Below are 15,079 nucleotides of genomic sequence, written 5' to 3'. Positions count from 1 at the left end.
CCACAGGCCTGCGCTAGCGTGCCACGGGAAGCCCGAATGGCTGCACTATAAAGCAGACACCACCGTACGCATAAGCGACCATTCAGTCAGCAACTGAATATTCGTTCTGCCCGCTTTGTTGACGCAGGGCACTCACGCACGTGAAAAGAGCTGCTAGCATAGAGCCATCATTGCCCCTGCACATCCCAACCTATAAGTAGCCAGGACATGAGCCAAGCAGTCGAGCCGAGCCCGCAGTGCCCCGTCCAACAGCTGACGCGTAACGGCCTGCGCAAGGACGACCCGCTCGACCCGCTGCTGCTGCCCGTGCGCAAACCGGTGTACATCCTGCTGCAGGACCACGAGCGTGCCCAGCGCCTGGCCCAGCAACTGGAATTCTTTGGTCTGGTGGTGCAGGCGTTGCCCTGCGCTGCGGCGTTTCTCGCCTCGATCAGCGAGTACCCGCCTTCGGCCATCATCATGGATGTCGACTTCACCGGCGCCGGCCTGGGCTTGCTGCTGGCTGCTCGGGTGCAGCAGGGCCTGGCACGCGCCATTCCGTTGCTGTTCTTCAGCCATCACGAAGCCGACACCCCGACCCGTCTGGCTGCGGTACGCGCCGGTGGCCAGGACTTTCTCACCGGCAGCCTGGAAGCTTCCAGCTTGCTGGAAAAGGTCGAACTGCTGACCAACGCCACCCCGCACGACCCGCTGCGCGTGCTGATCATCGACGATTCGCGCACCCAGGCCCTGTACACCGAGCGTGTACTGGCCGGCGCCGGCATGCTCACCCGCAGCCTGACCGACCCGATCCGCACCATGGCCGAGCTTGCCGACTTCCAGCCTGACCTGATCATCCTCGACCTGTACATGCCGGCTTGCACCGGCCCGGAGCTGGCCAAGGTAATCCGCCACAGTGACCGCTATGTGAGCGTGCCGATCATCTACCTGTCTGCCGAGGACGACCTGGACAAGCAACTGGATGCCATGAGCGAAGGCGGTGATGACTTTTTGACCAAGCCGTTTCGCTCACGCCACCTGATCACTACCGTGCGCAACCGCGCCGCCCGCGCTCGCCATTTGAAGGCACGCATGGTCCGCGACAGCCTGACCGGGCTGTACAACCACACCCATATCCTGCAGCTGCTGGAAGACTGCAGCTTCCGCGCCCGCCGTGAGCAGCAGCCGTTGAGCTTTGCCATGCTCGACATCGACCACTTCAAGAAGATCAACGACCGCCACGGGCACCCCATGGGCGACCGAGTGATCAAGAGCCTTGCCCTATTCCTCAAGCAGCGCTTGCGCAAGACCGACTTCATTGGCCGCTACGGTGGCGAGGAGTTCGCCATCGTCATGCCCAATACCGCGCTGGATGCCGCACACAAGGTGCTGGACGAAATTCGCCGGCGCTTTGCCGAAATTCTCTACCCGGCGCAGCCGCGCGATTTGCAGTGCACCTTCAGTGCAGGGGTGGTGCAACTGGACGAGGGGTTGGATGCACTGACCATGGCCAGTGCAGCGGACGAGGCGCTGTACCGGGCCAAGCATGCGGGGCGTAATTGCGTCGTTCGTGTAGAGCCCTGAGATTCGCACTCACTGTGCCGGCCACACCAATAGAGGCACTGTGCCACTTTTTTCTGACACCAAGCCCCTGGCGTCATCACCCCGTCACAAAATCGCAATAACTTCAGGCGCCTACCTCTCCCCTGCGCAGGAAGTTCGCGGCTATGCGCCTGAAGTGGCTGACCAATTTCAACACCCTGTTGCTGGTGACCGTGTGTATCGCCTTGGGCGCCACCCTGTGGTGGTCGCAGCGCGCCCTCGAGCGCCCCTACCAGCTGATGGAGCGCTATCTGGGCCTGTCTCAGCAGTTCCAGAACCAGGCGGCGCGCAATATCCAGGCCTACCTGGGCAGCGGCGATGCCCTGCGTCAGGCCGCCGCCATGGAGGCGACCCAGCAGTTGCAGGCCGCACTGACGGATTGGCCCGTAGAGCTGGCCGAGAAGTTGCGCCCCAGCCTGGATAGCCTGCAGGCCTTCACCGCCAACGAACTGCTGGCCGCCGGTAAGCTGGCCGGCGACCCACAAGCCCTGCTGCTGCAAGCCGAGCGGGAGCTGGGGGCGAACTTCGAGCAGATGGCCAGCTACGCCCGCGACAGTGGCAACGCCGAGGCCAATCGCTACTTGCTGCCCTTGCTCGACGCCACCCTGCACCTGGGGCGGCTGTCATTGGCTCGCGACAAGCTGGTCAGCAGCGGCCGCCCGGAGCTGGCCGACGAGGTGGAGCGCGAGCTGCAACTGATCCGCGCCCAGGCCCAGACGGTCGACGGCCTGCCACTGCTCGGCGTAACCCGCACGGCCGAATCCGGAGCCGACGACTTCGCTGCGATGATGGGCCTGGAATCCCAGAGCAGCGCCCAGCAGGAAGACATTGCCGTGGGCCTTAAGCGTGAATTGCAAAGCCTGCTCAACCGCTACCCGGCCGAACTGCAACGCACCCGCGAACAGATCGAGCGCCGCGTCGCGCTGGCCACCACCACCGGCCAGCGCCTGGAAGCCGTACAACAGGCCATCGCCGCGCTGGAACCCGAAGTGCGCGGCCAGCATGCGAAAATCGCTGCCGAGGTGCGCATTATCCAAGGCCTCATGATCGGCCTGATCCTGCTGATCGCCCTACTGATCGACACGCTGCAACGGCGCCTGGCCCGTACCCTGACCGGACTGGCCCCGGCCCTGTCACGCTGGGCCGAGGGCGACTTCGCCCAAGCCATCGCCCTGGGCAAGACCAACCGCGAACTGCACGACATCCAGGAGTCGCTCAACCGCCTGCGTCAGTACCTGGTGGGGCTGGTCGGCACCATCCGCCATAACGCCGAGCAGGTGGCCGGCAGCAGCCACGCCCTGGCCGGCATGAGCGCTGCGCTGCACGGCGGCGCCGAGCGACAGGCCGGCGATACCGGGCAGATCCGCGATGCCTTGGGCGAGCTGGAAGCGACCATTCAACAAGTGGCTGGTGATGCCAGCGCAGCCGCCGAGGCCAGCCGCGATGCCGGGCGTGCGGTGGAACAAGGCCAGGCGGTAATCGGCCAAAGCCTGTCGGGCTTGCGTGAGCTGGTCGATGAAGTGCAAGGCAACGCCCGCATGATCGAACAATTGGCGGAAGAGTCGGCCACCATTGGCGGGGTACTGACGGTGATCCGCGCGATTGCCGAGCAGACCAACCTGCTGGCACTGAATGCCGCGATCGAAGCGGCCCGTGCCGGCGAGATGGGCCGTGGCTTTGCCGTGGTCGCCGATGAGGTACGCTCGCTGGCCCAGCGCACCACGGGGGCTACGGGCGAGATCCAGGCGTTGATCGACCGCTTGCAGCAGGCCGCCAGAAGTTCGGTGGCGGGGATGCGCGCGCAACTGGAACATGCCGAGGCCACGGCCAACCAAGCCCAGGCGGCGGATGGGGCACTGGATGAGATTGTCTGTGCCATTCGTACCATTGCCGATACGGCGGTGCGGATTGCCGATGTCACGGCGCAGCAGAGTGGCGCGGTGAGCGAGATTCGTGACCACAGCGAGCGGATTCACGCGTTGGGTGAAGACAATCTGCAGCGCATTGGCGAGGGGCGTGAACAGGGCGAACAGCTGCTGAGCCTGGGCGGTGAGCTGAACCGGGCCGTGCGAGCATTCAGGGTCTGAGTCAGCGGGGTGGTCGCCAGGACAGGTGTAGCAGTTGGGTGGTGTTTGACGGGACATGTGCTGCGCCTGGGAGATCGAGCGCCGCCCGCGCGGCGCTTCGCGGGTAAACCCGCTCCTACGTTTGTTTCGGGCCAATTATTCCTGCGCATCCGTTATCATGCCGAGCACGTTCCACCTCGCGAGTCCGCCATGCGTCGCCTGTTTTTCATGCTGTTCCTGCTGCTGGCCAGCCCTGCCTTCGCCGCAGGCCTGCTCGACAACCGCCCAAGCGCCACCCTTGGCGCCGCTTCGCTGGCCAACAACGCCGACTTTCTGCCGGTAAACGAGGCCTTCAAGCTCAACCTGGTCCAGGCCGATGCGCAAACCATCAAGCTGCGCTTCGTCGCCACCGATGGCTACTACCTCTACCGCCACCGCTTCCAGTTCCACACGGAACCGGCCGACATCACCCTGGGCACGCCGAACATCCCCAAGGGTGAGGCCAAGCACGATGAATTCTTCGGCGACGTCGAGGTGTACCACGGCGTGCTCGATATCGAGTTGCCGCGCAAAGACCCACGCGCCTTCACCCTGCTGGTGGGCTACCAGGGTTGCGCCGACAAGGGCTTGTGCTACCCGCCGGAAACCGCACGCCTGAATATCGATGGCGAAGGCGCTGCAAACACGCCTGCCACCCGCGAACACAGCTGGAACTGGAAGTCGCTGCTGCTGTTCTTCCTCGCTGGGGTCGGCCTGACCTTCACCCCCTGCGTCCTGCCAATGTTACCGATCCTTTCCGGTGTGGTGCTGCGCGGCCAGGTTGGCGGCGTGCGCGGCCTGGCGCTGTCGCTGGCCTACGTGCTGCCAATGGCCGCCAGCTTCGCGGTGCTCGGCGCACTGATGGGCCTGTTCGGCGCAAGCCTGAACCTGCAGGCGCGCCTGCAGTCGGCCTGGGTGCTGGTACCTTTCGCGCTGTTTTTCGTGGTGTTCGCCCTGGCCATGTTCGGCCTCTTCGAACTGAGGCTGCCCCAGGCCCTGAGCAACCGCCTGAACAACGTCGCCAACCACACCCGCGGCGGCTCGCTGCTAGGTGCAGCAGTGCTCGGTGTACTCTCCAGCTTGCTGGTTTCTCCATGTGTCTCGGCCCCCCTGGCCGGTGCCTTGCTCTATATCAGCGCCAGCGGCGATGCCCTAGGTGGCGCGCTCAAGCTGTTCACCCTGGGTTTGGGCATGGGTGCGCCACTGCTGCTGGTGGCCACCGGTGGCGCGGCCTGGCTGCCCAAAAGCGGCCCATGGATGAACACGGTGAAAAACGCCATTGGCGTACTGCTACTGGGGCTGGCCATCGGTTTGCTCAGCCGTGTACTGCCAGGCCCTGTGACCTTGCTGCTGGTCGGTTTCCTCGCCGCGGGTGTGGCACTGTTCCTCGGCGCGCTGGAATTCGTCGTCAAGACGGCGGCCCAGCGCCTGGCGCAACTGCTCGGCCTGGCCTTGCTGGTGTACGCGCTGGCTTGCTGGTACGGCGCACTCACTGGCCAGGGCGACCCACTGCGCCCACTGCCGGGGGCGTCACTGGCCGCCAGCGGCAGCCTCCCGACGGCAAAAGCCGATGCCTGGCAGACCATCACCACACCTGATGCTCTGGACGCAGCCCTGGCGCAAGCCCAGGCCGCCGGCCAGCCAGTGCTGCTGGACTGGTACGCCGACTGGTGCATCAGCTGCAAAGTGATCGAGCATGAGGTGCTCAATGCACCGCAAGTGCAAACACAGCTGGCCGGCTTCAAACTGCTACGTTTCGACATCACCGACAGTAATGCCGAGCAACGCACGCTGCTCGACCGCTACCAGCTGTTCGGCCCCCCCGCCCTGCTGTTTTTTGCTGCGAACGGCAGCGAAATTACCGCTGATCGGGTGATTGGCGAGATAAATGCCGGTGAATTTGCGCAGATTCTGACGCGCGTGCGTGGCAAAGTCGGTCTATAACTTCCCGCGAGCCGGGAAAAATCCTGAAATGAGTGACCGGATTTAATTATTCGGTCACATACTTCGCGCGAACCTCGGACATCGTGCTGGCTATTGCCGGGAACTGGACACTTGCCGTTGCTTTACGGCACACTCGCCGCGCTGTGTCGAATTGCCCTACAAATCCAAGGAATCCGCAGATGGCAACGCTACTGGTGCTCCACGGCCCCAACCTCAACCTGCTCGGTACTCGCGAGCCAGGCCACTACGGCGCCGTGACCCTGGCTCAGATCAACCAGGACCTGGAGCAACGCGCCCGCGCCGCAGGCCACCATCTGCAGTACCTGCAGAGCAATGCCGAATACGAACTGATCGACCGCATTCACGCCGCACGCAACGAGGGTGTGGACTTCATCCTGATCAATCCGGCTGCTTTCACCCACACAAGCGTCGCATTACGTGACGCATTGCTTGCGGTGAGCATCCCATTCATCGAAGTGCACCTGTCCAACGTGCACAAACGCGAACCGTTCCGTCACCACTCCTACTTTTCCGATGTTGCCGTAGGGGTGATCTGCGGTCTGGGCGCCAGCGGTTATCGCCTGGCCCTGGAGTCCGCGCTGGAACAACTGGCTGCCAACGCACAGCCCAAATGATGAAAACCCTGGCCTAAGTGGGCCGGGGTTCGAGAGAAACGTTTCAGATACGTTTTTTTGTATTTCGCCCCCTGACCGAACCTTTGGGAGTTGATGATTAATGGATATCCGTAAAGTCAAGAAACTGATCGAGCTGCTGGAAGAGTCTGGCATCGACGAACTGGAGATCAAGGAAGGCGAAGAGTCGGTCCGTATCAGCCGTCACAGCAAGACCCCAGCTGCCCAGCAGTTCTACGCACCGGCGCCTATGGCCGCCGCCCCTGCCGCTGCGCCGGTTGCCGCTGCTGCGCCAGCCGCCGAAGCCACTGCTGCCGCCCCGGCCCTGAAAGGCACCGTGATCCGTTCGCCAATGGTAGGTACCTTCTACCGCAAGCCTTCGCCGACCTCGCCTAACTTCGCTGAAGTTGGCCAGTCCGTGAAGAAAGGCGACACCCTGTGCATCGTCGAAGCCATGAAGATGATGAACCACATCGAAGCCGATGTTGGCGGTGTCATCGACGCCATCCTGGTAGAAGACGGCCAGCCGGTTGAGTTCGACCAGCCGCTGTTCACCATCGTTTGAATCGCGGAGAGCCAACGATGTCTGGGAAGCTCGAAAAAGTCCTGATCGCCAACCGCGGGGAAATTGCCCTGCGGATCCTGCGTGCCTGCAAAGAGCTGGGCATCAAGACCGTCGCCGTGCACTCCACTGCCGACCGTGAACTGATGCACCTGGGCCTGGCAGACGAGTCGGTCTGCATCGGCCCTGCATCGTCGAAGGATTCCTACCTGCACATCCCGGCGATCATCGCTGCCGCCGAAGTGACTGGCGCCACCGCGATTCACCCGGGTTACGGCTTCTTGGCTGAAAACGCCGATTTCGCCGAGCAGGTGGAAAAATCCGGTTTCGCCTTCATCGGCCCGAAAGCCGACACCATTCGCCTGATGGGCGACAAGGTTTCGGCCAAGGACGCGATGATCAAGTCGGGCGTACCGACCGTACCGGGCTCCGATGGCCCACTGCCGGAAGACGAAGAAGTCGCCCTGGCGATTGCCCGTGACGTCGGCTACCCGGTGATCATCAAGGCCGCCGGTGGCGGTGGTGGTCGCGGCATGCGCGTGGTGCACAAGGAAGAGGACCTGATTTCCTCGGCCAAGCTCACCCGTACCGAAGCCGGTGCTGCCTTCGGCAACCCGATGGTTTACCTGGAGAAGTTCCTGACCAACCCACGTCACGTGGAGGTGCAGGTACTGTCCGACGGCCAGGGCAACGCCATTCACCTGGGCGACCGTGACTGCTCGCTGCAGCGCCGTCACCAGAAGGTCCTGGAAGAAGCACCAGCCCCGGGCATCGATGAGAAAGCCCGCCAGGAAGTGTTCAAGCGCTGCGTCGATGCGTGCATCGAGATCGGCTACCGTGGTGCGGGTACTTTCGAGTTCCTGTACGAAAACGGCCGCTTCTACTTCATCGAGATGAACACCCGCGTGCAGGTTGAGCACCCGGTGTCGGAGATGGTCACTGGCATCGACATCGTCAAGGAGATGCTGAGCATCGCCGCTGGCAACAAGCTGTCGTTCCGCCAGGAAGACGTGGTGATCCGCGGCCACTCGCTGGAGTGCCGGATCAACGCCGAGGACCCGAAGAAGTTCATCCCGAGCCCAGGCAAGGTGAAGCACTTCCACGCCCCGGGCGGCAACGGCGTACGCGTCGATTCGCACCTGTACAGCGGTTATTCGGTTCCGCCGAACTACGACTCGCTGATCGGCAAGCTGATCACCTACGGCAAGGACCGCGACGAAGCCATGGCGCGCATGCGCAATGCCCTGGACGAGATCGTCGTCGACGGCATCAAGACCAACATCCCGCTGCACCGCGACCTGGTGCGTGATGAAGGTTTCTGCAAAGGCGGCGTCAACATTCACTACCTCGAGCACAAACTGGCCAACCAGGAGTGATCGTGTAGTGTGATGTACCAGAACCCCGGCCCTGTGCCGGGGTTTTTTATTGCCTGCCTGAAGCTGGGGCCGCGTTGCGGCCCTATCGCGACACAAGGCCGCTCCCACAGGTTGCGCGCGTGCCTCAGGACCGACGCCGTCCTTGTGGGCACCCCGGCTCTGTGCCAGGTTGTTTTATTGCCTGCCTGAAGCTGGGGCCGCGTTGCGGCCCTATCGCGACACAAGGCCGCTCCCACAGGTTGCGCGCATGCCTCAGGACCGACGCCGTCCTTGTGGGCACCCCGGCTCTGTGCCAGGTTGTTTTATTGCCTGCCTGAAGCTGGGGCCGCGTTGCGGCCCTATCGCGACACAAGGCCGCTCCCACAGGGATCGCGCCCGCTTTTAGAAATTGAGCAAGACAGTTGCTCCCACAGGTTGCGCGCATGCCTCAGGACTGACGCCGTCCTTGTGGGAGCGGCCTTGCGTCGCGAAAAGGGCGCAGCGCGCCCCCTGGGCTCTACCCCTTCATCCGCGGCATGTCGATGCGATGCTCATGCACTCGCCGATAAAGCGTCGCCCGCGAAATACCCAAAGCCCGCGCCGCATCAGCCGGCTTCCAGCGATGGCGAATCAGCGCGTCCAGCAACAGCTGCCGGGCCGGGCACGACACCCCGCTTTCAGCCGAACCAACCGCTTCACCGCGCACCTCCTGCGGCAGATCCTGAAGCCGCACCTGCCCGCCTTCACTCACCGCACAGGCATACCGCAACACCTGCCGCAGTTGGCGCAAATTGCCCGGCCAGCGATAAACCAGCAGCGCCTGCAGCGCGTCATCCGCCAACACCACCTCCACCCCGCAGGCCGCAGCCTCTTCGGCCAGCAACTGGTGAATCAGCCCCAGCCGGTCATCACGCTCACGCAAGGGGGGTAGCTCAAAGCGGGCATTGGCCAGGCGGAAGTACAAGTCTTCACGAAATCGCCCGTCCTCCACCATCGCCGCCAGATCGCGATGGGTCGCACAGATCACCTGAATATCCACCCGCTCCCGCCGCGCCGCACCCAGCGGCGCCACCTCGCCCTCCGCCAGCACCCGCAGCAGGCGGGTTTGCAGGTTCAGCGGCATGTCCCCGATCTCGTCGAGGAACAGCGTGCCGCCATCGGCCTGCTGCAACAGCCCTTGCATGCCTTTGCTGGAAGCACCGGTGAAGGCCCCGGCCACATAGCCGAACAACTCGCTCTCGATCAAGGTTTCCGGAATGGCCGCGCAGTTCAGGGTAACGAACGGGCCATCACAGCGCTGGCTTTGCTGGTGCAGCTGGCGGGCGAATACCTCCTTGCCGGCTCCGGTCTCACCCAGTACCAGCACCGCCAGGTTGCAGTCCTTGACCCGCGTGGCCAACCGCAGGTGTTGCTCGATTCGGGTGTCCTGGGCCTGGCGCAAAGGCTGCGCACGCTGGCGTTGCTGCGGTGCGCTGACCCGGCCATACAAACCGCCCAGACCAGGCAGGCGCTGGGCGGACGACGCGCTCACCCGGCGCAGTTGGTCGATGTCGAACAGTTCGCCAATATGCTCAGGCAAGCGCCCCAGGCGCTCCACCAGCCGTTGCCGCGCCAGGCTGTTGATTGCCTGCAAACGGCCATCGGCATCCCAGGCCAGCAGGTAATCGGGTTGGCTCTCCACATAGCCCGGCGTGCCATGCGCGCGCATCACCCAGTGGCCCTGGGCGCTGTGCATGAAGAAAGCGTTTTCGATTTCGCGGGCGGTCTGCTCGACCAGTTGGCGGATCAGGTGCTGGCTGCGCCGATCATCCGGCGACTGCAAGGCCGACACATCGACCACGCCCAACAACTCGCCCAACGGGTCGAACACCGGCGCCGCTGTGCAGGTCAGGCCGATGAAGGCGGCGCGAAAGTGATCGCGCTTGTGCACCGTGACCGGGGCCTTGCTGGTCAGCACCGCCGCCACACCGCATGTGCCCTCCTCGCCCTCCGACCAGCAGGTCCCCAGATACAGCCCGGCCTTGCGACAGTCGTTGCGGATGGCCGACTCGACCCGGTAATCGATGGTGCGCCCCTGGGCATCGGTAAGCAGCACGCAGTAGTCAGCGCCGCGCACCCGTTCGTGCAAGCGCGCCACGGCATCGCTGGCGATGCGCAGGAACAGCTCGGCGCGTTCGCGGCATTCGTTGAGCAGGCTTTGGGAAAGGATCCGCGGCCCCTGCTGGGAACCGGGGTCGAGGCGGTACACATCCATGGAGCGGCGCCATGAATCGAGGATCAGCGGTGGTACCGGCGCCTGCGGCAGGCGGTCGGCATTCTTCAACACCCTGCTGACGCAGTCCACATGGGCTCGGGAGTTCGCGGCAAGCATTCAGGCCCTCCGGTTCTCGTTGCTGTTTTTATCGTTGTCCGGCCATTAAGCGCCTCTGGGCATGCCCCGACAAGCACTGTGTGATTACCGGCTGGCTTGAGACGCAGCGTCTCAGCGTCTCGGCAACGCTGGCCCGGCGCTGACACCCGGCATCTCGCCGCCACACCCGTGAAGACCTGCCCGAACACGACCAGAACCCTCTAGCCCGGCCACTTCAGCCATCGCGAAGAAAGCTGGCACCCCGCTTGCTCCTGCCCTTGCAAACAAAAATACGAGGTGCGCCATGCCGCTACCCGCCCCGATTGTCGGGATCATTGCCAACCCTGCCTCTGGCCGCGACCTGCGCCGCCTGACCGCCAATGCCGGGCTCTATTCAAGCACCGACAAGGCCTCGGCTATCCAGCGCCTGCTGGCCGCTTTCGGCGCCACCGGCATTGGCCAGGTGTTGTTGCCCAGCGACATGACCGGCATCGCTGCTGCAGTGCTCAAGGCCAGCCAGGGCCCAGGGGCCCGTGACCAGCACTGGCCGGCCATCGAGATCCTCGACCTGCCACTGAGCCAGACCGTGGCCGATACCCGCCTGGCTACCCGGCGCATGGTCGAGCGCGGCGTGGCGATGATCGCCGTGTTGGGCGGTGATGGCACCCACAAGGCGGTCGCCGCCGAGGCCGCTGACGTGCCGCTGCTGACCCTGTCCACCGGCACCAACAACGCCTTCCCCGAACTTCGTGAAGCCACCAGCGCGGGCCTGGCCGGTGGCCTGCTTGCCAGTGGCCGGGTACCGGCCAGCATCGGCTTGCGCCGCAACAAACGCTTACTGGTGAACGTGCCTGAACAACAGCTGGCCGAATGGGCCTTGGTCGAGGTGGCCGTGTCGCCGCAGCGCTTCATCGGTGCCCGTGCGCTCAGCCGCAGCGAGGACCTCTGCGAAGTCTTCGCCTGCTTCGCCGAACCCCACGCCATCGGCCTGTCGGCCCTGTGCGGTCTGTGGTGCCCGGTGTCACGGCAAGACCCGCACGGCGCCTGGGTACGCCTGGCCCCCGACGCCGAACAGGCACTGTTGGCGCCGTTGGCGCCCGGCCTGCTGCAAGCCTGCGGCATCACTGCCTGCGGTCCGCTGACACCCGGCGTCGCCCAGCGCCTGAGCCTCGCCAGCGGCACCCTGGCCCTGGACGGCGAACGCGAAATCGAATTTGCCGAGCATGACACCCCCACCATCACCCTCGACCACCAAGGCCCACTCAGTGTGGACGTCGAGGCCGTGCTGGCGCATGCCGCCCGCCACCACCTGCTGGCCGTCCCGCGCGGCCACCGGTTGCACCCTGCAAACCCGTGTTGAGACAACCCCGGAGAACAACAAGATGTCCAATCAACTCAGTACTGATCAACTGCTGCATGCCTATGAAGTCATGCGGACCATCCGCGCCTTCGAAGAACGCCTGCATGTGGAGTTCGCCACCGGCGAAATTCCCGGCTTCGTCCACCTGTATGCCGGCGAAGAAGCCTCTGCAGCCGGGGTCATGGCCCACCTGCGCGACAGCGACTGCATCGCCTCGACCCACCGCGGCCATGGCCACTGCATCGCCAAAGGCGTGGACGTATACGGCATGATGGCCGAGATCTACGGCAAGAAGACCGGCGTGTGCGGTGGTAAAGGCGGCTCGATGCACATTGCCGACCTGGAGAAGGGCATGCTCGGTGCCAACGGTATCGTCGGCGCCGGCGCACCACTGGTGGCCGGGGCGGCGCTGGCGGCCAAGCTCAAGGGCCGCGATGACGTGTCGGTAGCCTTCTTCGGCGATGGGGCATCCAACGAGGGCGCCGTGTTCGAGGCCATGAACATGGCGTCGATCATGAACCTGCCCTGCATCTTCGTGGCCGAGAACAACGGCTACGCCGAGGCCACGGCCTCCAACTGGTCCGTAGCCTGCGACCACATTGCCGACCGCGCTGCCGGCTTCGGCATGCCAGGGGTCACCATCGACGGCTTTGACTTCTTTGCCGTATACGAGGCCGCCGGCGCTGCCATCGAGCGCGCCCGCTCCGGGCAAGGGCCGTCGCTGATCGAGGTCAAGCTCAGCCGTTACTACGGCCATTTCGAAGGCGATGCGCAAACCTACCGCGCCCCTGATGAAGTGAAGAACCTGCGCGAATCCCGCGACTGCCTCATGCAATTTCGCAACAAGACCACCCGCGCCGGCCTGCTCACGGCCGAGCAACTGGACGCCATCGACGCCCGCGTCGAGGACCTGATCGAAGACGCCGTACGCCGCGCCAAATCCGATCCCAAGCCACAGCCCGCCGACCTGCTCACCGACGTCTACGTCGCCTACCCCTGAGCCGCGGATTACAAGAACAACAGGAGAACCACCATGGCAAGAAAGATCAGCTACCAGCAGGCCATCAACGAAGCCCTGGCCCAGGAAATGCGTCGCGACAGCACAGTGTTCATCATTGGCGAAGACGTCGCCGGTGGCGCCGGTGCGCCCGGCGAGGATGACGCCTGGGGTGGCGTGCTGGGCGTGACCAAAGGCCTGTATCACCAATTCCCCGGCCGCGTGCTTGACGCGCCGCTGTCGGAAATCGGCTACGTCGGCGCGGCCGTCGGTGCCGCCACCCAGGGCCTGCGCCCGGTGTGCGAACTGATGTTCGTCGACTTCGCCGGCTGCTGCCTGGACCAGATCCTCAACCAGGCCGCCAAGTTCCGCTACATGTTCGGCGGCAAGGCCGTGACCCCGCTGGTGATGCGCACCATGTATGGCGCCGGCCTGCGTGCGGCAGCCCAGCACTCGCAGATGCTCACTTCGCTATGGACGCACATCCCCGGCCTGAAGGTGGTGTGCCCATCCTCGCCTTACGATGCCAAGGGCCTGTTGATCCAGGCGATCCGCGACAACGACCCGGTGATCTTCTGCGAACACAAACTGCTGTACAGCATGCAGGGCGAGGTGCCGGAAGAGGTGTACACCGTACCGTTCGGCGAAGCCAACTTCTTGCGCGATGGCGACGACGTGACCCTCGTTACCTACGGGCGCATGGTGCATGTGGCGCTGGAGGCTGCCAACAACCTGGCCCGCCAGGGCATCGACTGCGAGGTACTGGACTTGCGCACTACCAGCCCGCTGGACGAGGACAGCATTCTGGAAAGTGTGGAGAAGACTGGCCGCCTGGTGGTGATCGATGAAGCCAACCCGCGCTGCTCGATGGCTACCGACATCAGCGCGCTGGTGGCACAGAAGGCTTTTGCCGCACTCAAGGGGCCGATCGAAATGGTCACCGCGCCACATACCCCGGTGCCGTTCTCCGACGCCCTGGAAGACCTGTACATCCCTGACGCGGCGAAGATCGAAGCCGCCGTGCGCAAGGTGATCGAAGCCGCAAGGAGTGCCGCATGAGCCAGATCCATACCCTGACCATGCCCAAATGGGGCCTGTCGATGACCGAGGGCCGGGTGGACACCTGGCTCAAGCAGGAGGGTGACGAAATCAGCAAGGGCGACGAAGTGCTGGACGTCGAGACCGACAAGATCAGCAGCAGCGTCGAAGCGCCGTTCAGCGGCGTGCTGCGCCGCCAGGTGGCCAAGCCGGATGAAACCCTGCCCGTCGGCGCGCTGCTGGCGGTGGTGGTCGAAGGCGAAGCAGAAGAGGCCGAGATCGATGCCGTGGTACAGCGCTTCCAGGCCGAGTTCGTCGCCGAAGGCGGCGCCGACCAGAGCCAAGGGCCGGCCCCTCAGAAGGCGGAAGTCGGCGGGCGCCTGCTGCGCTGGTTCGAGCTGGGTGAAGGCGGCACACCGCTGGTGCTGGTGCACGGGTTTGGCGGTGACCTCAACAACTGGCTGTTCAACCACCCGGCGCTGGCTGCCGAGCGGCGGGTCATCGCCCTCGACCTGCCGGGCCACGGCGAGTCGGCCAAGGCCCTGCAGCGGGGCGACCTGGATGAGTTGAGCGAAACCGTGCTCGCCCTGCTCGACCACCTGGACATCGCCAAGGCCCACCTGGCCGGCCATTCCATGGGCGGTGCCGTCAGCCTCAACGTGGCGCGCCTGGCCCCGCAGCGGGTGGCCAGCCTGAGCCTGGTGGCCAGCGCCGGTCTGGGCGAAGCGATCAACGGGCAGTACTTGCAAGGTTTCGTCACCGCGGCCAACCGCAATGCACTCAAACCGCAGATGGTGCAATTGTTTGCCGACCCGGCGCTGGTCACCCGGCAAATGCTGGAGGACATGCTCAAGTTCAAGCGCCTGGAAGGTGTGGACCAGGCCCTGCAGCAGCTGGCAGGGGCGCTCGCCGACGGCGACCGGCAGCGCCACGACTTGCGCGGGGTCCTTGGCAATCACCCGGCACTGGTGGTGTGGGGTGGCAAGGATGCGATCATCCCGGCCAGCCACGCCGAGGGCCTGGAGGCCGAAGTACTGGTGCTGCCAGAGGCCGGCCACATGGTGCAGATGGAGGCGGCCGAACAGGTCAACCAGCAACTGCTCGCATTCCTGCGCAAGCACTAAGCCCTTTTCGTGAGCCTGGAGAACAACAATG

At 64.5% G+C, this 15,079-nt stretch carries 11 protein-coding genes; 10 read left to right on the top strand and 1 reads right to left on the bottom strand.

Annotated elements, in window-relative coordinates; all coding sequences use genetic code 11:
* Window positions 1–207: 207 nt before the first annotated feature.
* The 6 genes from REH59_RS02825 to accC all read left to right on the top strand — a co-directional run bounded on the left by REH59_RS02825 (window position 208) and on the right by accC (window position 8,200).
* The gene (locus REH59_RS02825) at window positions 208–1,563 is read left to right on the top strand and encodes a diguanylate cyclase (protein ID WP_014861034.1); all 1,356 of its coding nucleotides are present in this window, start codon (window positions 208–210) and stop codon (window positions 1,561–1,563) included.
* A 143-nt stretch (window positions 1,564–1,706) separates the two neighbouring features.
* The gene (locus tag REH59_RS02820; protein ID WP_014861033.1) at window positions 1,707–3,668 is read left to right on the top strand and encodes a methyl-accepting chemotaxis protein; all 1,962 of its coding nucleotides are present in this window, start codon (window positions 1,707–1,709) and stop codon (window positions 3,666–3,668) included.
* Window positions 3,669–3,857: 189 nt separating this feature from the next.
* The gene (locus REH59_RS02815; protein ID WP_014861032.1) at window positions 3,858–5,630 is read left to right on the top strand and encodes a protein-disulfide reductase DsbD; all 1,773 of its coding nucleotides are present in this window, start codon (window positions 3,858–3,860) and stop codon (window positions 5,628–5,630) included.
* A 179-nt stretch (window positions 5,631–5,809) separates the two neighbouring features.
* A complete protein-coding gene (aroQ, locus tag REH59_RS02810; protein WP_003255330.1) occupies window positions 5,810–6,265 on the top strand; it encodes a type II 3-dehydroquinate dehydratase in 456 nt (151 codons plus the stop codon).
* Window positions 6,266–6,365: 100 nt separating this feature from the next.
* The gene (gene accB / locus REH59_RS02805; RefSeq protein WP_003255332.1) at window positions 6,366–6,827 is read left to right on the top strand and encodes an acetyl-CoA carboxylase biotin carboxyl carrier protein; all 462 of its coding nucleotides are present in this window, start codon (window positions 6,366–6,368) and stop codon (window positions 6,825–6,827) included.
* Between the two features lie 17 nt (window positions 6,828–6,844).
* On the top strand, window positions 6,845–8,200 hold the full coding sequence (gene accC / locus REH59_RS02800) for an acetyl-CoA carboxylase biotin carboxylase subunit (RefSeq protein WP_003255333.1): 1,356 nt from the start codon (window positions 6,845–6,847) through the stop codon (window positions 8,198–8,200).
* A gap of 496 nt (window positions 8,201–8,696) precedes the next feature.
* On the opposite strand, the gene REH59_RS02795 is transcribed toward accC, so the two are convergent.
* Window positions 8,697–10,550 (bottom strand): sigma-54-dependent Fis family transcriptional regulator, encoded by a 1,854-nt coding sequence (locus tag REH59_RS02795; protein ID WP_003255335.1) that lies wholly within the window; start codon window positions 10,548–10,550, stop codon window positions 8,697–8,699.
* A gap of 283 nt (window positions 10,551–10,833) precedes the next feature.
* Here REH59_RS02795 and REH59_RS02790 point away from each other — a divergent pair, with 283 nt between their 5' ends.
* The 4 genes from REH59_RS02790 to REH59_RS02775 are packed head-to-tail and all read left to right on the top strand — an operon-like array spanning window position 10,834 to window position 15,048.
* Window positions 10,834–11,889: an ATP-NAD kinase family protein gene (locus REH59_RS02790; RefSeq protein ID WP_014859888.1), complete on the top strand. Its 1,056-nt coding sequence runs from the start codon at window positions 10,834–10,836 to the stop codon at window positions 11,887–11,889.
* A gap of 22 nt (window positions 11,890–11,911) precedes the next feature.
* Window positions 11,912–12,889 (top strand): thiamine pyrophosphate-dependent dehydrogenase E1 component subunit alpha, encoded by a 978-nt coding sequence (locus REH59_RS02785; protein WP_003255338.1) that lies wholly within the window; start codon window positions 11,912–11,914, stop codon window positions 12,887–12,889.
* A gap of 33 nt (window positions 12,890–12,922) precedes the next feature.
* Window positions 12,923–13,945: an alpha-ketoacid dehydrogenase subunit beta gene (locus REH59_RS02780; protein ID WP_003255340.1), complete on the top strand. Its 1,023-nt coding sequence runs from the start codon at window positions 12,923–12,925 to the stop codon at window positions 13,943–13,945.
* Window positions 13,942–15,048: an acetoin dehydrogenase dihydrolipoyllysine-residue acetyltransferase subunit gene (locus tag REH59_RS02775; RefSeq protein ID WP_003255342.1), complete on the top strand. Its 1,107-nt coding sequence runs from the start codon at window positions 13,942–13,944 to the stop codon at window positions 15,046–15,048. Before REH59_RS02780 ends, REH59_RS02775 begins: the two co-directional genes overlap by 4 nt.
* Window positions 15,049–15,079: the final 31 nt, after the last annotated feature.

This window comes from Pseudomonas sp. BO3-4, from assembly GCF_034044115.1.
GTDB lineage: Bacteria > Pseudomonadota > Gammaproteobacteria > Pseudomonadales > Pseudomonadaceae > Aquipseudomonas > Aquipseudomonas alloputida.
This window is presented reverse-complemented; position numbering and strand designations above follow the sequence as displayed.

Coding starts and splice junctions, on each gene's coding strand:
- REH59_RS02825 (WP_014861034.1), top strand. CDS start 208: ATGAGCCAAGCAGTCGAGCCGAGCCCGCAGTGCCCCGTCCAACAGCTG.
- REH59_RS02820 (WP_014861033.1), top strand. CDS start 1,707: ATGCGCCTGAAGTGGCTGACCAATTTCAACACCCTGTTGCTGGTGACC.
- REH59_RS02815 (WP_014861032.1), top strand. CDS start 3,858: ATGCGTCGCCTGTTTTTCATGCTGTTCCTGCTGCTGGCCAGCCCTGCC.
- aroQ (WP_003255330.1), top strand. CDS start 5,810: ATGGCAACGCTACTGGTGCTCCACGGCCCCAACCTCAACCTGCTCGGT.
- accB (WP_003255332.1), top strand. CDS start 6,366: ATGGATATCCGTAAAGTCAAGAAACTGATCGAGCTGCTGGAAGAGTCT.
- accC (WP_003255333.1), top strand. CDS start 6,845: ATGTCTGGGAAGCTCGAAAAAGTCCTGATCGCCAACCGCGGGGAAATT.
- REH59_RS02795 (WP_003255335.1), bottom strand. CDS start 10,550: ATGCTTGCCGCGAACTCCCGAGCCCATGTGGACTGCGTCAGCAGGGTG.
- REH59_RS02790 (WP_014859888.1), top strand. CDS start 10,834: ATGCCGCTACCCGCCCCGATTGTCGGGATCATTGCCAACCCTGCCTCT.
- REH59_RS02785 (WP_003255338.1), top strand. CDS start 11,912: ATGTCCAATCAACTCAGTACTGATCAACTGCTGCATGCCTATGAAGTC.
- REH59_RS02780 (WP_003255340.1), top strand. CDS start 12,923: ATGGCAAGAAAGATCAGCTACCAGCAGGCCATCAACGAAGCCCTGGCC.
- REH59_RS02775 (WP_003255342.1), top strand. CDS start 13,942: ATGAGCCAGATCCATACCCTGACCATGCCCAAATGGGGCCTGTCGATG.